This window comes from Corynebacterium felinum (assembly GCF_030408755.1).
Classification (GTDB): Bacteria; Actinomycetota; Actinomycetes; order Mycobacteriales; family Mycobacteriaceae; genus Corynebacterium; species Corynebacterium felinum.
Map to the genome: position 1 here is coordinate 112548 of NZ_CP047209.1, position 24909 is coordinate 137456.

General features: G+C 52.0%; 20 protein-coding genes and 1 pseudogene. 9 read left to right on the top strand and 12 right to left on the bottom strand.

From position 1 onward, the window contains the following. Positions 1–3 precede the first annotated feature (3 nt). Positions 4–768 carry an ABC transporter permease gene (locus CFELI_RS00505; RefSeq protein WP_277103430.1) on the top strand — a complete coding sequence of 255 codons (765 nt, stop codon included), beginning with the start codon at positions 4–6 and terminating at the stop codon, positions 766–768. Between the two features lie 150 nt (positions 769–918). On the opposite strand, the gene CFELI_RS00510 is transcribed toward CFELI_RS00505, so the two are convergent. Beyond that, entirely contained in the window at positions 919–1452 is a 534-nt protein-coding gene (locus CFELI_RS00510; protein WP_277103429.1) for a hypothetical protein, read from the bottom strand. A gap of 653 nt (positions 1453–2105) precedes the next feature. Here CFELI_RS00510 and CFELI_RS00515 point away from each other — a divergent pair. Then, positions 2106–2627: a hypothetical protein gene (locus CFELI_RS00515; protein ID WP_277103428.1), complete on the top strand. Its 522-nt coding sequence runs from the start codon at positions 2106–2108 to the stop codon at positions 2625–2627. 84 nt (positions 2628–2711) lie between these two features. Here CFELI_RS00515 and CFELI_RS00520 read toward each other — a convergent pair whose 3' ends face one another. After that, complete coding sequence (locus CFELI_RS00520; RefSeq protein ID WP_277103482.1) at positions 2712–4637, bottom strand: M13 family metallopeptidase; 1926 nt, start codon at positions 4635–4637, stop codon at positions 2712–2714. A 91-nt stretch (positions 4638–4728) separates the two neighbouring features. On the opposite strand from CFELI_RS00520, the gene CFELI_RS00525 reads away from it, so the two are divergent. The 4 genes from CFELI_RS00525 (at position 4729) to CFELI_RS13595 (ending at position 7865) form a co-directional block, all read left to right on the top strand. Beyond that, entirely contained in the window at positions 4729–5277 is a 549-nt protein-coding gene (locus tag CFELI_RS00525) for a hypothetical protein (protein WP_277103427.1), read from the top strand. Next, positions 5278–6198, top strand: coding sequence for a PrsW family intramembrane metalloprotease (locus tag CFELI_RS00530; protein WP_277103426.1), 921 nt, complete (start codon positions 5278–5280; stop codon positions 6196–6198). 154 nt (positions 6199–6352) lie between these two features. Then, positions 6353–7462: a transposase gene (locus tag CFELI_RS00535; RefSeq protein WP_290259054.1), complete on the top strand. Its 1110-nt coding sequence runs from the start codon at positions 6353–6355 to the stop codon at positions 7460–7462. Next, positions 7458–7865 carry a transposase gene (locus tag CFELI_RS13595; RefSeq protein WP_353959545.1) on the top strand — a complete coding sequence of 136 codons (408 nt, stop codon included), beginning with the start codon at positions 7458–7460 and terminating at the stop codon, positions 7863–7865. The genes CFELI_RS00535 and CFELI_RS13595 overlap by 5 nt, the downstream gene beginning before the upstream one ends. A 513-nt stretch (positions 7866–8378) precedes the next feature. Here CFELI_RS13595 and CFELI_RS00540 read toward each other — a convergent pair. Together CFELI_RS00540 and CFELI_RS00545 are read right to left on the bottom strand one after the other, a co-directional pair. Next, positions 8379–11633, bottom strand: a complete 3255-nt coding sequence (locus CFELI_RS00540) for an arabinosyltransferase domain-containing protein (protein WP_277104464.1) — start codon at positions 11631–11633, stop codon at positions 8379–8381. 152 nt (positions 11634–11785) lie between these two features. Next, complete coding sequence (locus tag CFELI_RS00545; protein WP_277104463.1) at positions 11786–13807, bottom strand: galactan 5-O-arabinofuranosyltransferase; 2022 nt, start codon at positions 13805–13807, stop codon at positions 11786–11788. 752 nt (positions 13808–14559) lie between these two features. On the opposite strand from CFELI_RS00545, the gene ltrA reads away from it, so the two are divergent. Next, entirely contained in the window at positions 14560–15882 is a 1323-nt protein-coding gene (ltrA, locus tag CFELI_RS00550) for a group II intron reverse transcriptase/maturase (RefSeq protein ID WP_290258975.1), read from the top strand. A 101-nt stretch (positions 15883–15983) separates the two neighbouring features. On the opposite strand, the gene dprE2 is transcribed toward ltrA, so the two are convergent. The 3 genes from dprE2 to CFELI_RS00565 form a co-directional block, all read right to left on the bottom strand. Then, positions 15984–16745, bottom strand: a complete 762-nt coding sequence (gene dprE2 / locus CFELI_RS00555) for a decaprenylphospho-beta-D-erythro-pentofuranosid-2-ulose 2-reductase (RefSeq protein WP_277104493.1) — start codon at positions 16743–16745, stop codon at positions 15984–15986. Between the two features lie 55 nt (positions 16746–16800). Further along, complete coding sequence (gene dprE1 / locus CFELI_RS00560; RefSeq protein WP_277104494.1) at positions 16801–18228, bottom strand: decaprenylphosphoryl-beta-D-ribose oxidase; 1428 nt, start codon at positions 18226–18228, stop codon at positions 16801–16803. A gap of 121 nt (positions 18229–18349) precedes the next feature. Next, positions 18350–18577 (bottom strand): hypothetical protein, encoded by a 228-nt coding sequence (locus CFELI_RS00565; protein ID WP_277104495.1) that lies wholly within the window; start codon positions 18575–18577, stop codon positions 18350–18352. Positions 18578–18688: 111 nt separating this feature from the next. Between CFELI_RS00565 and CFELI_RS00570 the strand changes: the two genes are divergently transcribed. Then, positions 18689–19591, top strand: a complete 903-nt coding sequence (locus CFELI_RS00570; protein ID WP_277104496.1) for a hypothetical protein — start codon at positions 18689–18691, stop codon at positions 19589–19591. Between the two features lie 481 nt (positions 19592–20072). Here the strand turns inward: CFELI_RS00570 and CFELI_RS00575 are convergent, their stop codons facing one another. The 4 genes and pseudogenes from CFELI_RS00575 to CFELI_RS00590 all read right to left on the bottom strand — a co-directional run bounded on the left by CFELI_RS00575 (position 20073) and on the right by CFELI_RS00590 (position 22572). Then, a complete protein-coding gene (locus CFELI_RS00575) occupies positions 20073–20546 on the bottom strand; it encodes a hypothetical protein (RefSeq protein ID WP_290259115.1) in 474 nt (157 codons plus the stop codon). Positions 20547–20596: 50 nt separating this feature from the next. After that, a pseudogene (locus CFELI_RS00580) lies at positions 20597–21310 on the bottom strand (trypsin-like serine protease); the annotation flags it as partial. Between the two features lie 42 nt (positions 21311–21352). Beyond that, on the bottom strand, positions 21353–22147 hold the full coding sequence (locus tag CFELI_RS00585) for a transposase family protein (protein ID WP_290258955.1): 795 nt from the start codon (positions 22145–22147) through the stop codon (positions 21353–21355). A 113-nt stretch (positions 22148–22260) separates the two neighbouring features. Next, positions 22261–22572: a hypothetical protein gene (locus CFELI_RS00590; RefSeq protein ID WP_277103873.1), complete on the bottom strand. Its 312-nt coding sequence runs from the start codon at positions 22570–22572 to the stop codon at positions 22261–22263. Between the two features lie 785 nt (positions 22573–23357). On the opposite strand from CFELI_RS00590, the gene CFELI_RS00595 reads away from it, so the two are divergent. Beyond that, on the top strand, positions 23358–23783 hold the full coding sequence (locus tag CFELI_RS00595) for a GtrA family protein (RefSeq protein WP_277103874.1): 426 nt from the start codon (positions 23358–23360) through the stop codon (positions 23781–23783). A 69-nt stretch (positions 23784–23852) separates the two neighbouring features. On the opposite strand, the gene glfT1 is transcribed toward CFELI_RS00595, so the two are convergent. Continuing rightward, positions 23853–24770, bottom strand: coding sequence for a galactofuranosyltransferase GlfT1 (gene glfT1 / locus CFELI_RS00600; RefSeq protein WP_277103875.1), 918 nt, complete (start codon positions 24768–24770; stop codon positions 23853–23855). Positions 24771–24909: the final 139 nt, after the last annotated feature.

Here is a 24909-nt window from a genome sequence, read left to right on the forward strand (position 1 = left end):
ACAATGAACTTTTCCCTCCTACGTTCCGCCTGGATCACCGCGAAAGTAGCCGCCCGCTCCACAGGGGCCTTCGCCAACACACGCACCTTCCTCGTGGGCATCGTGCTCACCCCACTTTTAGGAGTCGCCTTCAACGTGCTGCTCGGGCAAGGAATAGGTGCGCCCGAACTCATGCCCATCGCGTGGGCTTCTCTCGTGCTCGGGGTGTTCGGAATGTCAGCCAGTACTCTGAATGGAATCGTCGTGCACGACAGGATGATCGGCGTTTTCGACGAAGTAATCACCCGCAACCGCATACCCTTTCACTACTGGTTAGGAATCAGCCTGCCGTCTGTGGGAACAGCGCTGGTCACCGGCAGTATTCTAAGCGCCACATTCCTCCTCATCACCGGGCAATTCTCCTACCACCCTTTCGCTTACCTCGTTGTGCCCAGCGCCATCCTCGGGGCACTCTTCGGGGTGTTTAGCGCCGGAATGGGTGTCGACAAAGATAACCCCTACACCTACCTCAACTGGTCACTGACCTTCCTCCCCCTCACCTCCGGGGCAGTCGTGCCCCTAGCGCTCTACCCCACGTGGATAGCACCAGTTTTGCAATGGGTACCGTTGACCGCAGTTGTGCAAGCGTGGCGCGAAAACACCACGCCCGACTGGGCGGGACACGCATTCACGTGGGCAAGCTTCCTCATACTCGCAATCATCGGCCTAAGTGCCGCCCAGCGCTACGGACGCCGGATTCGCGCCGGGTATTCACCGCATATGCTTTGACCTGCCAATGGATTGCGACGCTAACAATGCTGAAAAGGTGCCTGCACAAGAGGAATTGGTGGGCAGGCACCTTAAGATCCGCAGGTAAGAAAATAGCCATGTGCGTGTTTTGTTAAGTGTGCGCACATGGCTTGCTGTGTGTGCGAAGAATTAATTCTTCTTTCCAAAGTAAGCACGGATTTTTTCGATGACCTTCCAGAAGAAGGTGACGAAGCTGAGAACCAAGCTTGGTGAGGATTGAACGAGTGAGCCATCCACGATTTTCTTTTGTGCAGCTTCACGGTCTTTTTCCGTGATTGGCACTAGTGGGCAGTGGAGTCGGTGGTATTCAAAGTTTTCGAACTTTGGAATATTCTGAGCTTTCCCATCAAAGAAAGGGTTGCGGTAACTGTTGGGATGGTTTTTCCAGCATTCCCACATTTCTTCAACTGTGGAAATATCTGACTCGACCAACTGTACTGCTGATAAAGTGCCGTGCTCTGCTAGATCAATCACTCCAGTCGCCTGCTTAGCGGCACGTTCTTTGGCTTTCTGCTCGATTTTTTGGGCATTGTCCAGAATCAGTGCACGATCTTCGGGGCTAAACTCTGGGCCGATCTTTAGTTCAACAGCCTCAGCAGAAGGAGCCATGACAATAGATGTAGCTACGGCAACTGCAGCGACACAGCTAGAAAACTTCCTCATTTTTCTCCCTGTCGTAGAGTGTGGGTATGTCCAAATTATTAGCAGCGCTCAAAGCGCAAGCATATTTAACTTTTATATAAAGTAAAGCCACTTTTGATATTTATTACCCTTTTTGATTAATGGCGTGAAAGTTGTGTGCCAGTAACTCAGGCTTGTGCTGAAATCGCATTCACCACGGTTTATTGCCGAACGCTAGAGAAGTAGCAGGCTGTTCTATGTTTTCACTTGCTTCGGGCGCAATGGTGAAGGGTATACATTTTTTTCTGTTGAGGATCTGTTTATAGATTGTTAGTCAATCAATACCATCAAGGTTGGGGGTGTTTCAATCTACCCTATAGGTGGGCATGAAATCAGGCTAGTTGTTGCGCATTTGAGCTCAATCGAGGAGGGGGTTTAGACTTGGGAAAATTCACTCTAGTCAACTTAAGGCATGGGGGTTCATGAACAACTAGGGCAGTCGATTGTGGGCATGGGGATTGGTGAAACCGCTGGCTGTGTGGCGGTTTCACACAACAATGGCGATCATTGCTACCTCCTTTAGGGGGGGTGGAGGTGTATCACATACTGAGAAGTGCTTGGAGTTTTTTATCTATGCTTATCATCATTGATGATTATTGTTTTCCGCGCCACTATTTTTTTAAGGAGTTCTGGCGATGAAGAAATTCACAGGTTTCCTTACCGCCTGCGTGGTGGCAGCAACCGTTACGGTAGCGCCTTATGCATCTGCGGTGGAGCTGAAGATTGGTCCAGAGTTTGATGCTGAAACGCGCGCGTTGATCCTCGACAATGCTCAAAAGATTGAGAAAGAAGCGAAAGAACGTGCCGAAAAACAAGCAGCTGGTGAATACGACCGCAGCCCACACCATCTTTTCTCAGCACCACAGTTGCTTGCAACAAACATTTCCACGGTGGGAGAAATGTGGGAATGCTGGAAGGACTACCCCCGCAACCGACATAATCCATTCCTGCACCGTGAAGGTGCCATTGTTCCGCCAATGGCAGACTTTTATGCACCTTGTCCGCTAGTGCCCATCACGGAAAAAGACCGGGAAATGGCACGTAAAGAAGTCCTTGAGAGTTCCGCTGTGAAGTCCTCACCAGGTTTAGTCATTGGAATCATCACCTTTATCTGGAAGGCAATCGAAGCACTAAAGAAGCTCCTTTTTAGGAAGTAACAGCGAAAAAATCTCCATCACCTAGTATTCAAGGCCCTGCGCACAATTCTGCGCAGGGCCTTGAATACTAGGTGATGGAGTTGACTACCAAATAGTCACACGATTATCCGGCTCAATGAACACCGCTGATCCTTCCGGAACATCAAAAGCATCATAAAACTCGGAAACATTGCCCGCAATCACATTGCAGCGGAACTCGCCAGGGGAATGCGGGTCCACAGCCAACAACTGGGCCGCATACTCAGGGCGCAACTTCGTACGCCACACATGCGACCAAGCAAGGAAAAGACGCTGCAAGCCGTTGTACTCGTGGGCATACAACTCATCGCTTGCCTGCTCCGCAGCGAAAGGCTGGACAGGGGTGGTGGTGAAATCCATACCCTTATCCTCAAGGTACATGCGGTAAGCGATCACAGCGATGCCAAGGCCACCCAGGTCACCAATATTTTCACCCAAGGTGAACTCGCCATTAACACCATTCGTTTCAATACCAGCATCCTTCAAACCCTGCGGCACCAAACCCTGGAATTGATCCACCAGCTTCGAAGTGAGTTGGGTAAAAGCGGCGCGATCCTCATCCGTCCACCACGAACGCAAATTACCCTCACCATCGTACTGGGAACCCTGGTCATCAAAACCATGGCCAATCTCATGGCCAATCACCGCACCCACAGCACCAAAATTCTCCGCCGCATCAGCCGCAGGATCAAAGAATGGTGGGCGCAAAATCGCAGCAGGGAACGTAATATCATTCACCACTGGATTGTAGAAAGCATTCACCGTCTGCGGCGTAGCAAACCACTCTGAACGATCCACCGGCTTACCCACCTTAGCCAGCTCATAATCATATTCATGGGCTGTTCCAAGGCGCACATTCGCCACCAAATCCTTACCCTCAGGGCTGAAATCAAGGTCACCATAGTCACGCCACGTATCAGGGTAGCCAATCTTAGCCTGGAACTTGCCGAGCTTCTCTAGCGCCTTCTCGCGGGTGGCAGGAGTCATCCACTCCAAATTCGAAATACGCTCACGATACGCACGGATCAAATAATCCACCAGCACCAACATCTCTTCTTTCGCGCTGGCGGGGAAATGCTCGGCCACAAACAGCTGGCCAATCTCCTGACCAACAAACCCCTCGCACAAGCTCAACGCACGCTTCCAACGATCACGCTGGACAGTGGTGCCCGAAAGCTTCGTTCCATAGAACTCAAAATTCGCCTGCGAAATTTCATCAGTGAGCACACCCGCACGATCCTTCACAATGTGCCAAGTCGCCCACAACTTCCAATCCTCAAGGCGGTCTTGAGTAAGCACAGCACCCAGTGCCTCAAAGAAGTCCGGCATCATCACCACAAGCTTCGACTCGGGGAAACCAGCCGCCTTCAACACCACCTGCACATACTCTGGCAGATCAGAAAACTCGTAAGGGTTGAACGTTTTCAAAGAATCACGCGACGCAACAACATCCCAGTGGTGGCTGGCAATCTCCTTCTCCAAATCCACCACGCGCTGTGCAGCATCCTCGGCTTGATCACCCAACACAAAACCCAACATGCGGGCTACATGCTCACGGTAAGCAGCCAAAATCTCCGCATGAGCCGGATCGCGGTAATACGCCTCATCGGGCAAACCCAAACCAGCGTTATACAGATAGGCCACCGCATTTTCCCCAGCGGAATCCTTTGCTACATATGAACCCCACACACCCGAAATGCCACTCCGCTCTAAACGGCCAAGCGCAACCAAAAAATCCTCGATAGTAGCGACGTCGATAAGCGCTAAATCAGCATCAATCGCAGCAATACCCGCAGCCTCAACGCCCGCAGCATCCATAAAAGACGCAAACAATTTACCCGCGCGGGAATCCCCAGCCTTTTTGACCAGCTCATGAACCTCAGCCTCAGCCTGATCCCGCAACTGGTAGAACGTACCATCGCTGGGGCGATCATCAGGGATCACATGCGTGTCTAACCACGGACCATTAACAAAACGAAAAAGATCATTCATCACAATGCTCATTCGTCTAACTCTAGGACACAAATGGTAATAAGCGCCACAAAGCACAGCAACAGTAACCGAAAGGCTATTGTGGGAATTTATGAGTCGATATCAGCACAACCCACCAACAAAAATAGGAGAGTGGCTAAAAATATTCAGCTTTTTCCTCATTCTCCTCGCCCTCCCCGCCCTGCTCCTGCTCATTGCCCCTGACTGGACCCCACGATCCACCGTCATACTCGGATCAGAAAAAGACAACTGGAGCACCCCGCTTATCGACGCCAACAGCACACCCCAAGAATGCACCGAAAACGTCGCACTCATCCTCTCTAACTCCTGGGACTGCAACGGCAACGAAATCAGCAGCGGCGTAGTCGCCGCCGGAACCATCAAAGAACGCACCATCACCCGCGCACTCAAAGGATACGGACAAACACCCGGATTCGGCGACATCCCTGTCACCCATGAAGGAAACGTCTACCGCGCCAGCGACCCCACCGGAATCTTCGGCGGGCACGCCCTCATGCTCTTCGGTAAAGGCGACATGAGCGACCAAGCCATCCTCGTGATTATCAATGGGCCCGACGCCCAAGAACTCGGCGATACCATCTTCGACCAGCTCAAAGAACTCGAAAGGGAAGGGATATAAATGCGCGCCCCCACATTCATCCCCATCCTCACCGCCATTCTTGGAATCGGCGCAGGAATTGTTGGCATCGGCATCAGCCTCCTGCTGTTCCTCGCCAGCCCTATCGCTGGGCTATTTGGCCTGCTGTTTATCGGACTCTACATCGGCGCCTACTACCTCCTACTACGGAAATCACCCCTCAACCCACATGCCGGATTTAGATGGGCAGCCCTCTGCTTCATCTGGGGTGGCGGAGTATCCATGGCACTGATCACGCTGGTCGGCGCACCCATCCTCGATCTCACCGAAAAGCTCGGCATCTTCGCCTTCGCCGCTTCCTTCGGTGGTGCCTACCCCGAAGAACTCATCAAAGCCCTCGGCGTCATCTTGATCATGGCCAGCTTTAGAAAACTGAACAAGCCGTGGCACGGATTCGTCACTGGAATCCTCGTCGGGCTCGGCTTCGACACCATCGAAAACCTCGGATACGGCATTGTTGGTGCCAACATGCACCCCGACAGCGACGTAGCAGGCGTGCTTCAGATGTGGGGACTACGCACCCTGGCAGGTCCAGGCCTTCACTCCGTACTCACCGGCTTCGCCGGATACGGCATCGGACTTGCCATGTGCTCCATCGCAATGAGTAACCGCCAACGCCTCCTCCACGCCCTGAAATGGCTCGCGCTCGCCTTCAGTATCCACTTCCTATGGAATATCGCGTGGCCAAACCTAACCCTCCAATACGCAAGCGTCATCATTCTGGTGATCGTGTCTTACACACTTTTTATCCGGCTCTGGCGCAGGCTCAGCAAAGAAGCAGCAGCCTACCGCGAACTACCCACCACCCCGATCACCAACCTGAAGGAACTCAATCAGCATTGGCCCATGCCCCCAACCACAACTGCCGATTCCCCCACGATAAAAATTGCCGCCACAAGCTAAAGCCCTAACCCGGATTTTTCATGGGGTGGGGCTTAAAAGGTGTGTAAAAAGTAAAGAAAGTGCTTCTTGACCTGCTAGAATAGAGATGTTGTTAAGCCTTTATTCCAAGCAGAAAAGGAGCACTTTCATGGTGAAGACTACTACATACACCCCTATGATGGCCAGCTGCACCCGTCTTGTTTCCCGCGCGGGGGTGTTACCCTTTGCTCATGTAGCTCAATTAGTCGGGATTGGTGCCAGCCTTGATCGTGTTTTCTCACGGCAACGGTTAACACATACTTTTGGTGATGCGTGTACTGGGTTAGCGTTATCGTTAATTGCTGGTGGTGACGATGTTAAAGACATCAACTTGTTAGATTCTGTTTCGACAGCATTATCGTCTCAGCCATTGCCGTCGGTATCAACCCTGTGGCGGCGACTGACAGAGCATAAAGACACCAGCGATAAAATACGTGAAGAATTCCTTCACGCGATCAAATACGCCCGTAGCACACTATGGAACCTGCTGGGCGATCAAGCCCCACATAAGCTCGCTACAGTAGACAAACCCCTGATAGTAGATATTGATGCGACACTGATCTGTGCGCATTCTGGCAAGGAAAAAGCCGCACCTACCTATAAGAAGGGGTTTGGTTTCCACCCATTATGTGCTTTTATCGACTACACCAGCGTAGGGTTAACTGGTGGGGAATTTTTAACCTGTCTGCTTCGCCCAGGTAACGCGGGAGCAAACACCGCTAATGATCATTGCCAGCTTGTCAAAGAAATCCTGACCGCTCTCCCCGATCACAGCGATGGCAAACCTTGGGGCAAACGACTTGTTATCCGTGCTGACAGTGCTGGTGGGACAAAACAATTCCTTAGCTCCTTAGACGACCATGACCTCGGTTATGTTGTTGGCTTTTCACCCTCACCTACAGCAAGTATCCTCCTCAATGAGCACATCAGATCCGGTAACGAAGCAACTAGTCACACAGATTATCGATCATTACGTAACACCCGTGTGCCAATTGTGCGTGGCAATGGGGATATCAGCTTTGATGACCAACACTTCCTTGAAGACATCACCGGACTACTACAAACCGCACACCTAGAAGATGACAAACCACTGGTGAACCTTCTTACTGATTACCCCACCACGATGCGCGTGATCGCACGGATAGAATCCCCCCCACGCAGGGTGCCAACACAGCATTTTCAATCAACTCGGCATACGCACCCAATTATGCGCAACAAACCTCAACTGCAATATTCAACGCATTGACCAGTACTATCGCCAAAGATCACTATGCGAACAACACATCAAAGACGCCAAAGATCAAGGCCTTGCAAAACTACCGTTTTGCCAGTTCAAAGCTAACCAAATCTGGTGTCTCATCATAACCTTAGCCCACCAACTTCTCACCTGGACAAAACTACTCGACCATCACTACAACAACCACAACAGCGGCAACAACAAGAAACGAAATCAATCCGACAACCCGTGGTGGACATGGGCACCAAAAACCATTCGAGCAAGGTTTATTGCAATCTCTGCAAAAATCACGACAAGCAGCAGGCGCATATACCTCCACCTCGATCAACAAAGCACACACACCCCCACACTGGTGACACTTATGGAATACACCCAAAACCTCCTACGCCCCCTTAAAAAACGAAAAACCTAACCCCCTCAACCACAACACGCAGCAGACCCCACCACCGGCAGCCAACCGCAGGCACCCCACCACAAAACCCCACCACAAAAACACGGACGTACACCTTGCCATTGAAAACCACAACCAAAGGCGAAGGTGCCCCAACCAACCCCACAAACACACCACCCCAACCCACCACCACCAAACCCACCCCATGAAAAATCTGGGCTAAGAAAATACGGTGGGGTTTAGCAAAGTGTGCGAAAGCTTTCCCCCACCTCCACTACCTCTTGGCATCAAAGTTAGTGTCGATAAGAACCCTTAACGCCAAACCTCCGGGCGTGGACAGTCCCCCGCCACGAAACCCCTTGCTTCTTAAGACCTCGATCTAGGCTACTGCTCAGCCGACGTCGGATATTTGTGCGGGCAGGGGGAATGCGATTCTCCCTTTATTGTGTGCGCATCCGAAAATCGAGGTGCCCACAAAAATGCGCTGTGTGTTGGCTTAGTAGTGGCCAACACACAGCGCATATTTTTTTTCAGTTACTCCTCGTTAGTATCAATATTTTGATGGCCTGGGTTCCACAGGCCCGAACGAGTAATCACCTCAGTATCAATCTTGGCCATCACAGGCTTTTCACCAATCGAATTCGGGCGTGGCGAATACATCTCAATCGCACCCCAATCCCGCTGCCAATCGTTAACCGCATAGCTCGGAAGCTCATAGGACTGATTCACAGCCTCAGCAGTACCGGTAGCGCCACCACCATTGAAATCCTGGAAACTAGCGCCCGACAACTTACCCTTCGTATCGGCACTAATCCGATACTCCGGAAGCTCAGCCACACCCGCATAATGACCAAACGGACGCTGGCACGGGAACTGCAACGGAACAGCCCAGTCAACCAAACCAGGACGCTCACTACCAATCACGCTTTGCAATGTATCCAAGGTTGGCACACGCGGCGGTGTAAACGCCATCCACTGGCGGTAATCCAAAGACGCATCAGTAGCGTGAATACGCACCACATCAGCCTCAGCGGGCAAATCATCCAAAGGTAAACGCAAATTACGCCAACGCTTCGTCATACCCGCAGCATCCAACATACGAGTCTTGCCCAACACCGTGACCGAACCATCCGCCTGAGACTTTCCATACTCAATCATCAGCTTGCGGCCCTCCTTCTTCACACCATCAGCATCCACATGCTCAATAGCGCCAGCAGCAGTCACCACAATCAGCGGGGCAGAACTCGAACGCTTCGGCAACTGATACCAATCAGTAATAGCCTCAGCAAAATACTGAGTACCCTCCGTATACGAGCCCACCACAGGAACCTTCATGGGATCCAAATTGAACGGCAAACGCATCTGGGAACCATTCGCCCCCTTCTCACTACCCTTCCGGCGACCCTGATTCACATTCATTTCCTCCGCAGCAGAGACCAAACCAGGCAACTGCAACGTACCCAACGCAGGGACACGATTCGGCTCAAAGCCACGCAGCTTCTCACCCTTCTCCAAAGAATCTCCCAAAGAAGTATTCACCGGGCTTAAGAAAGAATCATTCGTATTCGTTTCCACCAACGTATCGTCCGCCAAACCACAAGTGTGCCCCTGCAAGGAACGAATATTACCCAAACCCACAGAATACGCAGGGTACTGGGAGACAAAACCCTTAGTCATCGACGCCATGCTAAACATCACCGCAATGGCACAGAAACCAGCAATCGGGGCAGCAAAGAACTGGCGGAACCGCAAACTCGTAGCTTTTTGCTTCACGCGCTTAGGGGCGTCGGGAAGCTCCGAAGCCACACCGAAACGCACCGACTGCACCGCACCAATCACCAACACGATCAACGAAATCACCAGCATCACCGACGAAGCCTCAATCGCATTGACCTGAATCGACTTATCCCACCACGGAACACCGTAGGAAGACACGTACCAAAAACCATTCGTGCCCGACAAGGAGAAAGCAAAAACAAACAATAAGCCACCGACCACAAGGGTACGGATATGACGCGCCCTCGTGGCAAACTCACTCAACGCAATCGCACCAAGCGCACCCAAGGCAGCAGCAATACCAGCCCACACACCAAAGTGGTGCGTCCACTTCGTAGGAGTAAAGCTCATGAAGAACAACGTGCCCATGAACACCATCATCAAACGAAGCGCCGGGCCCCTATTCGAACCCGGAACCTTGCCATTACGCAACATCGAAGCAAAGACCAACACCACTGCCACCAGCGCGAAAAGCACCGCGAAGCGACGAGCAAAAGAGCCATCCACAGTTTGCTGGAACAAAACCTCGTAACGCACCCACTCCTGGAACCACTTCAACGACGGGCCCTTCTCACCACGCACATGGATCGACTCCAACACCGTCATCAACGTTTGATCACCAAACACCGCCACAAACACCGCAGTACCAGCAGCAGCAAACGGCGCCAACAACACAACCCACGCACCAAAAATCCGGGCGCGGGTGGACGAAGCATCAATACCCAAAGAAGGCAACCGCAACCGCATAATGCGCACCAACGTGGAAATACTCACCAGCAGCGCCGCCACAGCCATCAAACCCGTAGGGCCACAGGCCAACGTAAACGCAGCAACAATGCCACCGACCGCAGCAGGAGCCAAACGCTTATGCTCAATGGCACGCTCAAAGCACGACCACGCAACCAACGTACCCAACGCAATAATCGGCTCCGGGCGCAAACCATTGTTATACGGCAACCAGAACGCCAAAAACATCAACGCACAAGTCCACTGAGCAGCCTTACGAGACTCAATGCCCGCACCTAAACGTGGCAAAACCTCCCGCGACAGCACCAGCCAGATCAACACACCAGCAATCAGCGACGGCAAACGCATCCACGTCGACGCCGTAGACACCTGAGTCAAAAGCGACAAGAAATCATAATAAGGGGCACCAAACGGCGACTCCGGAACCCCGAACCAGCGATAATAATTCGCCATATAATCCGAAGTCTGCGAAGCCCTAGCCATGGTCAAAATAAAACCATCATCCGAAGTATTGGCACCAAAAACATACCAGTAGCCCAACACCGCAGCCACCACACCATCGAGCGGGCGGGGGCGGAAGAAACCTACAGGCCAGAAGCGGAACCGTCCCTTGCCATCCAGGCGATCAATACGGAACAACGCCCACAAAGACAACACCATAAACAGTCCACCACCCAACATGGTGGCGTACTTCATGGGGGTGGGGGAGGAGGTATACCGCGAGTTGATTTCAACATCGACCTTCAGCCCGGCGTCGATAAGCGCAGCAGCAGAAGCACTTTCAGAAATCTCAGTATAAATACCAGAAATCTGAGGGCGATTATCTTCCTCTTCTTCGCTCTCCGCACTAATCCCAGTGCCGGGGATCACCACCTGCGTCACCGAATCGGTCGACGTCACCTTCACCACGGCAGATCCAGGAAGCTGATCAACCTCCTCCTTCGACAACTGGAAGAACACATCATCACGGACCACAACATCCAAAGCACCGGCAGTCGAACGCACAAACAACCCGCGGGAAGTCGCCTGCTCCGAATCCGGCGGCAAGGTGCCCACCAGCAAATTCTCCCCAGTACGCAAATGCTCAATCGCACGCACCGGAACACTAATATCAATCCGCTCAGGGGCATAGGACACCAGCGGGGCGCTGACAGAACTCAGCGAGGAATTCTGCGGCCACGCAATCGACGACTGTACCTGACTGACCGGCATCAACGGAGTGAGCACAAAAAGCACAAAGCCCAACACACCCGACACCGCAGCCAGCCGTTTCAGCCACGTGGGGGCCGGGCTAAAAGTCTCAGCCTCCGCCTGCTGGGCAACAGCCGTGACAGCACTGGCCATCTGATCCAAATTAAGGGAAGAAGGAGAAGGAGTATCAGTCACAGGAGAGCTTTCAGAACTTGGATTTTGGGGAATCAATTCTTGGTCACCACCACATAGGGGCCGATCTGGCTCACACGCCACGGGCTACCAGCACCAAGGAACACAGCAGGGTTAAACTGCACACCCTTGAAACGCACATTGGGATTATTCGGGTAAATATCTTCAGCAACATCGTAGGTCCAGCCAGCGGGTTCCTCACCCTTAGCCATAGCCTGCTTTGCCTCAGACATATTCGCCCTAAAGAGGAACGCTTCGGGAGTCTTCCACCGAGCCTCGGCGAGTTTATCAATGAACAACTCAGGAGTATTAGCCTCCCGCCAGCTTTGGCTCGCCCAATCTTCAATCACTTGGTTGCGTGTCTCAAACTCACCCAAAGGATTCGCATAGTGGCTAGTAAAGCCCTGGAAACCACGGAAGGGAGAGTAGGACATGAAGTTGCGTTCATCGGTGAGCACCACAATATCGCGCGGTGGGGTAGTGGAATTTTCGCCCACAATCGCCTCTGCTACTTCCGCATAGAACTGGGTGGCATCGGGTGGGTAGCGGTCGGCACGCTGCCCATAACCATCAGTGTCGGTGTAGGCGTGATCAATAGAAGCTGCGTTGCGAGCCGGAATTTGCTGCGCATAGGCTAAACCACCGAGGGCTAAGACAACCACGAGCGCTGTGGTGATTGTTTGCGAAACCTTCGGGTCAAAAGACTCAGGGAAGAAACGGTGAATAGTCAAAATGCGCAGCTCTGCCAATGCCATCACACCAGCGGTGGCGAGCTGGACCGCAATCACTGAATCAAGGCGGAAACCCAACAGCGTAGTACCAGCGATGGTGATGGCCATCGATAACGCCGCCCAGAAATAGAACACCGCCAACGACACACCCATCATCCGAATATCAGGATTACTGGAGCGCGCAATGAGGAAAATCAAACCAATCAGGCACAACAGACCAATGACACTAGGAGCCAGCATCGGCAGCGGGAATTGTGTCCCACTCATGGGAAGGTAGTGCTGTGCCGTGGCACTCTCCGAGGGACGACCAGATAACAGCGCCCATAAATAGGGCAGCCACCAAATGGCCGCAACGGCCATTGAACCTGTACCCATGATCAAAAGCTTTAATAAAGGGCACATTGATTTATACACAATGCCGGAGAAAATGGCGGCCACCACAATGGCACTGAGAGCCACCACACCGGTATACAGAGTGTAGGCGGAGGCGGAGAAGCCGAGGTATAAGATCACCCCGGTCATCGCCAGCGGCGCACCCAAAAGGGCTCGTTGAATCAAGATACTGGCCGCGGGCACACCGAGTGCGATGATTGCCGCATAGGGCTCTTCGGCGCTGGTGACCAAAATAATGCAGGTAGTGACCAGTGCAATTGCGGTGGCCACGGGTAAGCTTCCGAGAATACGTTGCCAAACCGGAACGAGGATGCAGGCCGCAGCGGCAATAGAAACCAGCGACCATGGTTGGAACACTTCCCACCCAGGCATGCCGAGGATGTTTCCGAAACGCCCACCGAACCAAAACCACATTCCGGGGTAGAAGGTGGGCATGTCGATGTAGTTCATGTCGGACAGATGCCACGAGTCTGTCAGTCGAGTCATGAATTGGGTGCGGAAACCTTGGTCGACGGTAATACCATCGAGGTAGAGGCGTGTTGCCGAAAGGGGAATCCCAATTGTGCTCACTACTAGTCCAGCCGGGGAAAGGTAAGCGACCAAGTAGGTGAGCATGCGTCGCCACCGAGGGTGTGCGCGAGCATTTTTTTCATCCATGACCCAGGCGATCATGAGCGCGCTGGTCAGCCCGATGACGACGGCGCTGCCGAAAGTGGACAGTGCACGCATCACATTGGAGGGGCCGAACGCTGGCAGATTGGTTGTTTTGAGCAGCACCCAGCAAAGGAAGGTGAAAATCGCGCCGCCGATTCCCGCAGCTACGATACTGAGCAGGGTTTTTTTCGTGCTCAACACGTCGGGGGCATAAGCCGTCGGGTGGGCGCAGTCAGCAGGCTGCGCCATCCCGAGACTGGTGTCTTCCTGAACAGTCATTATTCTAGTTTCCCACACCAGGGCACCGACTCGCCCCTTTGACACCATTTACGAGGGCTTTTCGGTAAGTAACAGCGCAAATCGACGCCGATTTTGTGAGCCACTGCTTTCGCAGTGAGCGTATCGACGCCGATGATAAGGGGACTTTCCCGCACTGAACGCGATGAGTAGCAGAACACGGTGGTACACACTGTTGTGCACCACCGTGTGTGTCACGGTTCGCCCGACATGGGCATGTTCTTAAGGGTGTGAGTCCCTGATAGTGAAGGTGGTTTAACTATGTAGCTGATGGCAACTGCAGCATCGTGAGGTGTTGTGGGGAGGAAGCTTCAAGCGAAATCCTGCACCGAGGTATACGAATCACATATAAGGCGCGCTGATCTGGGTAAGGCTGCCGAAGAAGTCGAAGCCCGTTCCATCGAAGTGGTTAGTGTGTAGATGTGGCGGTTGTAGGAGGAAAGAGCATGTTCTTAATCGGGGAGGCCTGTCACAGACTGTGCCAAGTAGGTGTGGTAAGCCCTGTTGTGGGTTGGTGTGGTAGGAGTCAGCCGAGGTCATAGTACTCGTGGGAGACACCGCGGTCCGCGGTAGCCCTTATGGTGGGTGAGCGAGGAAGGACTGAACTTTACATTGTTGAGTATGGAACCTGGATTGTAGTTATGCATAACGGTGAAAGCTGCCAACCACGTGTGTGTGGGCATTATGGGGAGGATAGGGTGAATCCCGACGATAGCCATGGTGTGCTTAGTTGTGTGTCTGCCGATGTAGGGGAAGTGTCAACTGGTGCGGGTGCTGATCTGTGGGATCAAGTCTTTTCAGGTGGCAATCTCCGCACTGCATTAGAGCGGGTTAAGACGAATAAGGGTGCTGCTGGTGTGGACGGGGTAGGTGTTGAGGATATTGACGTTTATCTGCGTGAACACTGGAGTGGCATTCGTGAGCGTCTTGACGCGGGAACGTATAAGCCGTTGCCGGTTCGTGAGGTGATGATCCTAAAGCCTTCGGGTGGTTGGCGTATGCTTGGTGTTCCGACTGTTGTTGATCGTGTGATTTGTCAGGCGATCGCGCAGGTACTTACGCCTATCTTTGATGTGGGGTTTGTGCCTGTGTCTTTTGGTTTCAGGCCTCAACGTAGCGCACATATGGCGTTAAAGACCGCACGTGGGTTTCTTAACGAGGGGTATGTGTGGGTTGTTGAGGTTGATTTGTCGAAGTATTTCGACACGGTTAATCACGACATGTTGATGTCGAGGGTGGCTCGTAAGGTTGACGATAAGCGCGTGTTGAAGCTTATTCGGGCGTATTTAAACGCTGGGATTATGGCTGATGGTGTTGTTCGGTGTAGTGATGCAGGGACTCCGCAGGGGTCACCGTTATCGCCGTTGTTGAGCAATATCATGTTGGATGATTTTGATCATTATCTTGCATCTAAGGGCACGAAGTTTGTTCGTTATGCTGATGATATTCGGGTCTTTGTTCGTTCCAAGCGTGCTGCGCAGCGTGCGCTTGCCCAGTCTGGGAAGTTTCTGGAGGGGAAGTTAAAGCTGCGGGTTAATCAGGAGAAGTCCACTATTTGTCATGCGATTAAGGCGGAGCTTTTAGGCTATGGGTTCTATCTGGTTCGTGGTGATCAGTATCGGTTTCGACTTACTAAGGCCACGAAGGTGAGGGTTTTAGCCCGAGTGAAAGAGCTTACGGCAAGATCGTGGTCGGTGTCGATGGAGTATCGCATTGACCGGTTAAACAAATATTTGCGTGGATGGCTTGGTTATTTCGCGTTGGCGGATGCGAAGGTGTTTCTTAACCGGCTGGATGAGCATCTTCGTCGTCGACTGCGGATGTGCGTATGGAAGCAGTGGAAACGTATCCGAACGCGGATACGGAACCTCTGCCGCTTGGGTGTGGATAAACAAAAGGCCTATGAGTGGGCTAATACCAGTAAGTCCTACTGGCGTATCGCTGGCTCGTGGGTGCTTACAACCACGCTTACTAATGCGTATTGGAATGACCAGAACCTCGTATCAGCCGTGGCGTATTGGAACTATAAGCACAGTCAATACTCTGTATTGGTGTAAGGAACCGCCGTATGCGATGAACCGCACGTACGGTGGTGTGAGAGGGCTGCCGGGAAACCCGGCACCCTACTCGATTGCGCAGAAGACCGGCGTCGATACGCTTAGAACGGCAGCTTTCGGAAAATCGCCTGCGGAATAAACTTAAACACCAGCGACACGTACTGGAACAGTGGGTGAACGAAAATCGCCTGCTTCTTCGCCAGCACTGCATCCACAGTCGCCTTCGCCACATCCGCAGCCTCCACCGTCAACGGTGCCTCGCCAGCCTCAGCCGACATCTTCGTACGTACCTGGCCTGGGCGCACAACCAGCACATTCACGCCGAACTCGCGCAAGGCCTCACCAAGATTCAGGTAGAAACCATCCATACCTGCCTTTGCCGCACCGTAGACAAAATTCGAACGGCGCACGCGCTGACCAGCAACGGAGCTCAACGCCACAATGGTGCCATGGCCCTGTGCTTTCAACTTCTGCGCCAACAGCACGCCCACCGAAACCGGTGCGGTGAAGTTCGTTTCAGCAGAGGCAACAGCTAGCTTCTGGTCTTGCCACAACGCCTCCTGGTCACCCAATGTGCCGAAAGCAACGATGGCAACATCCACGTCGCCGCCAAGGAAAGCGAGGTCGATAACCTCCTGGTGGGTATCGAACTTGGTGGCGTCGAAATCGAGGACATCCACCGCGGATGCGCCCGAAGCCTTCAAAGACTCAACAGCAGCCTCAACACGGGGAGAGTCCTCGCGTGCAGCCAAAATAACCCGGGAAGGGCCCTTGGTCAAAAATTCTTTCACGATCGCAAGACCGATTTCCGAAGTACCACCAAGGAGCAAAATGTTTTGGGCCTGGCCCACAGCGTTCAGCATGATTTTCTAAAGCCTTTCTTCAGCGTATAAGAACAAACGAGAATAACGCCCGGAATTAGTGCAGTTCGAGGCGACGTGACATGTCAGAAGCGAACACACCATGTGGGTCGATCTCATTGCGGGTTGCAAGCCAGCTTTCCATGCCGGGGTACATGGCGTGGAAATTCTCGGCAGAAGTACGAGATTCTTTAGCCAAGTAGAGGCGGCCACCGAACTCCATGACGCGGCGATCCAGCTCGTTGAGGAATTCGCCCAGCCCCTTCTTAATGGGGAAGTCGACGCACACGTTCCACCCAGGCATGGGGTAGCTCAGTGGTGCGCGGTTGCCCTCACCAAACAGCTTGAACACGTTGAGCGCGGAATAGTGGCCGGAGCGTTGAATATCGCGGATGATCTCCTTGAATGGCTCCACAGCATCCATGGGTACTACGAACTGGTATTGCAAAAAGCCCTTTGGACCGTAGCCGCGGTTCCACTCACCAATCAGATCGAGTGGCTGGTAGAACTGGGTGAGGTTTTGCACCTGGTTGCGGTAGGTGCCGGACTTGAGCCACCATAGTTCACCAATGGCGATCATGGATAGCTTGTTCATGGTGAAGGAAGGGAAGATATCGGGCACGGTGACCAGCTGAGGTGCGTTGAACTTCAGTGGATCTTTTGCCAGCTTGGGGTTGAGCTCTTCCAGCTGTGCGAGAGTGGCCAAGGAGCCGCGGGAGATAGCGGAACGGCCCAGCTTTGGTTCGGGGGAAATGGCATCGAACCAGGCCGAAGAGTAGGTGTAGTTGTGCTCAGAACCGTCGGAGTGGAATTCGACTGTTTCATTAAGGTTGGCGGTCAGGTCACCGTCGGCGATGAAGTAGGCGGTTTCCGTTTTGGTCATCTTGATTGTGGCGCGCAGAATGATGCCGGTTAAGCCCATGCCGCCCACGGTGGCCCAGAATAGTTCGCCGGTGGGGTCGTCGGCTGAGCCTTCGGGTTCGAGGTGTAGCACGCGGCCGTCAGCGACGAGCAATTCCATGGAGGTGACGTGGTTGCCGAAAGAGCCGGCAGAGTGGTGGTTTTTGCCGTGGATGTCGGGTCCGATAGCGCCGCCGATGGTGACTTGGCGGGTGCCGGGTAGAACGGGAACCCATAGTCCGTAGGGCAGGGCTGCTTTCATGAGCTGGTCGAGGGTGACGCCACCGTCGACGTCCACGATTGCGGTTTCGGGGTCGATGGAGTGGATTTTGTTCAGCGGCTGCATGTCGATGACAAGGCCGCCAGCATTTTGGGTGGGGTCGCCGTAGGAGCGGCCCATGCCGCGGGCGATGACGCCACGCTTGAGGTAGTCGGGTTTGTCGGCGTTGTCTTCGGCGACGAGGGCGACGGCGCGGATGATTTCTTCCACGTCAGGGGTGGAAAGCACCTGTGCGGTGGTGGGTGCGGTGCGCCCCCAGCCGTGAAGCTTTTGGGTGCTGGTGACTAGCGGAGTGCTATTAGTCATGTGGAGTAGCTCACCTTCATAAAGCGTGTGAAAAGACTATTTTTTACTGTGTACAACCCTACCGATTTTTGATCGGACTTAGGTGGAGGCAAAACTGTGAAGTGTTGCGGTGTGAGGGGCGCTACAGTTCGAAAATGGCGCGGATTTCTTCAGGCAGTTCTTCTTGGGTTGTGATGGTTGGTCCGTGGTAGTCGTTGAGGATTTCGTAGACTCGGATGCGCGATCGGGAGTCGAGCAGCGGGAGTTCTTGGGCAATCAGGCGGGTCATGTGATCGTCCAGTGGCAGGTTTGTGTGGGTGGCTGCGATGTGCGGTGCCGCCTCCTGCTTCTTTTTAAAAAGACCAAACATATGTCTATGGTACTTCTTTCCGCCCAGTGCAGGTGTGTGCTGCCCAGCGTTTTTCGCTTATCGACGCCCCTGTTGCGCCCCAAGATTAAAACTGGGTCTAGTCTGGTTTATATGTTTGCCCCTGTGAAATCCGATCTGGCGACGAATGTTTCGTCACTGTCTGCGGTGCGCTCGGTGAAAAAAGCCGCTGCCTTAAAGCGTGCTGTGGGGCGCACGCTTGTGGTGCAGGTGGAGGTTGTGTGCGCTGATCGCACGATTATGCGCCAACTGGGTATTAATAGCGACATGAGTTTTTCGCAGCTGTATCATGTATTGGCAGTTGCGTTTAATTTCTCACATCAAGCCCCGTGCTTGTGTGAACGCGATGGATTTGTTGTGGATTTTCATGAGACTATTGGCAGTTATTTGACTGATTTTTCTGATTGTCTCTGTTTTCATTGGGGGCTGTGGTTGCTGAATATTTCGGTCATTGAGACTATCCCTCGGGATGCAACCACCCCCGATGCGTTGTGTATTGGTGGTGTGGGCAGTTTTGATGATGCTGTGTTTTTACCTGCCGATATTTCTTCAATTAATGCTGCGCTGACTGGTGATGCTGCGATTGATGAGATTTTGGGTCTTGCCCGTTCTGGGGTTGCCGATGTGATTCGGCGCAGTTCTTTGTATGATTTCGTGCCTTTGCTGCAGGCTATTGATTTTTCTCGTATGCCCGCTATTTCCCCTGAGGTGGCGATGGTGTGTGCAGTTCTTCCGGTGGAAGAAAATCCACGCAGCCGTGAAGCGTTTTGGGTGTGTGTTCTTGCGCTTAGCTGTATTAGCGATGTGGAACAAACTGATTATGTGATTGAGGCTATTATTACAGCTTTGGGGTGGCCGGAACATATCACGGTGGCCGCTACTAAACAGTTGTGCGCAACTTCTTTAAAGCAGCTTGAAGCTATTGGTGCCTACGGGACTCATCCGCTCAGTGCAGTCGAACGCATCGATATTTACCGCGAGCTTCTCCGGGGTTAGTTCACCCCAGGAGAAGGGCGGTAGGTATGGGTGTACGAAAAATTGATTCGACATAGAGCAAGTGCTACGCCTAAAGCCGCTGGTTAATTTTTGCCACTTGTGCTGAAAGTCGAATCAGTATGGTGTTCTCACCAGAATTTTTGTGGTTGAGGTGTAAGGCAACAAAAACAAGCGCGGTTTTTACGATGGCTGTCATCGTCTGAGGGTATGGGGTCACATTTCGAAAGTGCCTTGAAGTATGAGCATGGTTGTGCTGATGCCCGCAAAGCGTTAAGACGACGGTTGTACGCGTACCAATTTCTTCCCTCTAATCGGTGTATGTATGTTTTGACCTGCTGTCGGATTGCGAAGCTAACAATGCTGAAAAGGTGCCTGCTCTTAGGAGTTGGTGGGCAGGCACATTAAGATCCCCAAGTATGAGAAAAAGCCATGTGCGTGTTTTGTTAAGTGCATGCACATGGCTTGCTGTGCTGACTAGGGACTAGTTCTTCTTTCCAAAGTAAGCACGGATCTTTTCGATGATCTTCCAGAAGAAGGTGACGAAGCTTACAACCAAGCTTGGTGAGGATTGAACGAGTGAGCCATCCACGATTTTCTTTTGTGCAGCTTCACGGTCTTTTTCCGTGATTGGCACTAGTGGGCAATAAATTGGATCATCCCGATTAATATGCGTATCCACACCACCAGGGACGTACGTAAAAGGATTGCGACGATTTGGCGGCTGTTGTTTCCAGCATTCCCATAATTCTTCGACGGTTGATGCTTTAAAGGCGAGCAATGTGTGTGGTTCGAAACCTGAGTGCACGTCGAAGTCTAAATCGCCTGCGGCTTGCTTAGCGGCACGTTCTTTTGCTTTCTGCTCGATTTTTTGGGCATTGTCCAGAATGATTGCCCTCTGTTCGGGGCTATACTCTGGGCCGATCTTTAGTTCAACAGCCCCAGCAGAAGGAGCCATGACAATAGATGTAGCTACGGCAATTGCAGCGACACAGCTAGAAAACTTCCTCATTTTTTCTTCCTATCACATTTAGCCTCAGACGAAGGATCTGAGGAGGACGAACCAAACGCCGGATTCCGAAGTGGTTTAGTTACATCGCAACCACGGTAGTGACGAACGGAAAACCCGCCTTGAAACGCACGAACTCGCTCACCGAACGAAGTAGAATTATGTGCCCGCATAGTTTCTTGGATCCAAGGAATGTGCGAATCAACATTCGTGAAGCTTGTTAAGTCACCACAGTTGTAAAATACATTCTCCCCTGTTCTTGATCCACCTGTAACAACACCATAAATGGTTCGACCAACATAGAGCGGGCCACCTGAATCACCTCTGCATGTTGCATAGTCTAGGGTATGTCCATTAGTCAAATCATGATACTGGTAGATTCCGTCTCTATCTTGCCAGAAGTTTTCCCTATTCAGGATTTTAACTTGGGATTTAGAAGAGAACTCGTGTTGTCTGTCCCCACGTCCGGAAAAACCAATAGCTTCCATTTTAGAACCAATTTCAGGCTTTGCTGGGGCGAGACTAAACGCTTGAGGTGTCGAGATTCCGGTACCTACTTTAATCAAAGCGATGTCGTAATCTCGTCCTTTGAAGTAAATATTTTCAATTCCAGCGAACTCGCCGTCGCTTTGAACAATTGCACCCTTTTCGTTTTCATTTCCACGGATGCAGTGTTCTGCTGTTAGCCACCATTTACCACCCAGATGCGATGCAGTACAATATGCTTCATAAAGCTTAGTGTCATTGAGGTTTTCTCACCAGAGTATTTTGCGGGCTAGGTGTAGGACGACTAAAGCAGTTTTTGCGATGGCTGTAATGGTTTTAGGGCATAGTGTTACACGCCGTAGTGCTTTGAGTTGTTTGAGCATGGCGTTTGCTCGTTCTGATGGTGCTCGCAAACCGTTAAGACGACGGTTGTACTCGTATTCGTCATCTGCCAGATTCCTTCCTCTGATCGGTGTGTGTACGTTGTGACCTGCACCAATGTAGCCTTTGTCGGCAAGAACGCAAATATCAACAGTGCTTATTGCATCAAGAACATGCTCACGCGCTGCTGTGATGTCGTGGGTTGATCCAGGAGATACTGAGGATACCCATAGTGGGTACCCACTCTCGTCAGTGAGCACCTGTACATTGCCACCAAATGCCTTATGTTTTCCGGAATACCACAGATCGTGACGGTTTTTCGGGTTCTTTCTCGCTACGCGGTCTGTTCGGATGAGTGTTCCGTCAAGGCAGACGAAAAGATTATTGGCGTCCTTGGCATGGCGTAGTGCGTCGATGAGGGTGGGAGATTTGGCGGAAACAACCCTGAGTGCTTCATGGATGTAGCGGTAGCCTGTGGCTTGTGAAACACGAGCATCACGAGCAATAGTAGCGATACTTGTTGCTTCATAAAGCCAGCGTAGAAGCATAATTGCTTGCTCCCAACACGTTGTGGCACGTTGATGGGGGCGAAGGTCATGTCGACGGCGATGAGCTTGAAGCCAAGCGCTGATGGTACGTGCAGTGGAAATTGGGACGTCAAGTGTGGCAGAATAGCGAAGCACGCGGGAGTTCCTTTCAGTTTGATTTTCCTGTATCAAAAACCATTCTGAGTAAGAACCCCGCGTGCTTTCGTTACGACACACCCACAAAACCCCCAAAACCACAGGTCAGCGTTTCAAACGCATTTCCCCGGTGAGAAAACCTCATTGTAGTAGAAGTAGATAGCCCCGATTGAATCGTCAGAAGTTGGATTCGGATTTGTGGTACGGAAAGTGCCGTTGCGGCGATCAAAGTCCTTATCCCCGATCTCTACATCTTTGAAAGGTTGTTGCTGGTAGATCTCGTCGTAGAACTTGTACTGCTCAAAAGCTGCTTGTTGTTCTGAAGAGATTTCTTCGGTTGGTTGTGCAAAAGCTGTTGCGTTGGGCAGTAGCATGGTTGCAGAAAGTGAGCTGATCACTACGGTGCCAAAAAACTTTTTAAGCAAGGCGTAATCCTTTCTCATGCGAATGTTGTCAAAGTTATCAAGAGCTCTCAGGGGTAAGCATATTTAACTTCTATATAAAGTAAAGCCATTTTTTATATTTATTGCATTTTCTGATTGGCGACAAGGAGGGTTATGGGATCTCTTGCTCTGCTTGAGTCAAAGGCATGACTGCCAGGATCTTTCATCGTGTATCCTCAAAAGTGCTGTATGTCCTATGTTTTCATTTTCTGTGGGAATATTGCTGAAGTTTGTTCATTTTCCCGCTTTAGCTGCCGCTTATATATCGTTAGTCAATCAATACTATCTGCGACGGGGGTATTTTTCCTTGCCCCATAAATAAAGGAAAAAGCTGATTGGTGTGTTGTAGGTCGTCTATGCAACACCTTCTAAAGTTTCATGTGGGAAATATAACTAATAGCAACTAAACTAAATAAGCCTGAAGAAAACAAGGTTCTCTCACCAGAATTTTTTGTGGTTGAGGTGTGGGACGACAAAAGCGGTTGTGACAAGTGTGGTGATGACGTAGGGGACAGAAAGTTGCTCGTGTAAGTGCTTTGAATTTTTAGCATGGCGTTTGCTCGTTTTGCTCACAGACTTGTATGCAAAAAGATTGTATTGATACTTGGGATCGTTCAGTCACAAAAAATTCAACAAGGACAAGTGTATTAGTGGTTCCGTAATTTTTTAGGGTGTGAGCCTGCGCCAACGGTGCGCATCGCCGCTGGAGTAGGAGTGGGCGTCGATACGCAAGGACAGCGAGGCGATAAACGGTAAGCTGAATGTCCATGACTGACAATCACAGCGCCAACACTAGCCTCAAAACACAGCTCACCCGCTTCATCGCGGTAGGAATCGTTGCCGCAATCGTCGACCTCGGACTCACCTTATGCCTCGACTACCTGCTTGGAATACCCCGCGAATGGGCAAAAGCACTGGGCTGGTGCGCAGGCACCACAACCGCCTACATCATGAACTCGAAGTGGACCTTCACCGCCAAAACCTCCGCCAAATCCGGGGCGGCAGTCGCAGTACTCTACCTATCCACATTCGCAGTCCAAAACTTCCTCTACTGGGTACTCGCAGCACCACTTGCCAGCCTCAACCTGCCCCGCGAAGCAGTCGACGTCATCTCCTTCATCATCGCCCAAGGAGTCGCCACCATCACCAATTTTGCCGTGCAACGTATCTTCATCTTCAACGACAAAAAATAAACAACAGCACAGCACAAAAACGCCACAACTCTCAGCACACACGCGCTGAGAGCAGGAAAAAAGGGGGAGTTAGGGGCGGAAAAACCGCTCCTTACGGCCAAGTTGATGCAGCCGCAACCACTCGCAAAAACCCTTCACATCTTTTTGCTGCACCAAGAAAAACCACGCAAAACGCGCATATTCCTGCGGCAACAACTTGCGCATGCCGGGCTGATTCATCAAAAACCCACGATTGCGGTACGTAAAAAACCGCTTCGTCGCATTATCCGGATACTGCGTATGCATCCGACCACCCAAAATCGGCTTAAACTCATCCGAACCATCAGGATGCAGATACGCAGCGCGCAAACACGTACCAAACCTCAACCCCGAACGCACCAAACGACGGTGATACTCCACCTCATCGCCACGGATAAACAGACGCAAATCAGGCACCCCAATCACCTCCATCGCACGCGCCGAAATCAACGCCCCATTAAACAACGAAGCAATACCTTCCAACAGATCATCCTCAGGACGATCAGGATCAATCAGCTCAGAACGGAACCTGCGCCACTCCACGCCCCGGCGCAACGGAAACGCCAAACGATCCGGCTCCGCCACATTACACACCACCGGCGAAACCTGATCCAAACCATGCGCTACAGCGCACTTTTGCAAAACCTCCAACACCTGACCGCCCTCAGGATGGCCATCATCATCAGCACACCACACCGCATCAGCGCCCAGGGCAAGGGCAGTTAAAAAGCCATACGCAAAACCGCCTGCACCCCCCAAATTCGTGGCAGAAGGCAAATGCACACCCTTATCGCCAGCAATCTCTTCCACCAAATCCCGCACCGGATCATCGCAACCATTATCCACCACAATGATCCAATCCACAGGGGAGCTTTGCGCCGCAACCACCTGCAAAGAGGTGCGTAGCAACTCCACACGCTTATGGGTAACAATGACAGCGGCAACCTTGTCAGTGAGTGAAAGAGTCATGGAATCATTCTTTCACACAAGCAGACAGTACAGCCCACACACCATCGCCACGCACCATCTTCATGCACCAACTGCACGCACCATCTCTGGTGCCAGCTTCTCACACGAACAAACCGTGATAGGAAACCTAGGTCGACGG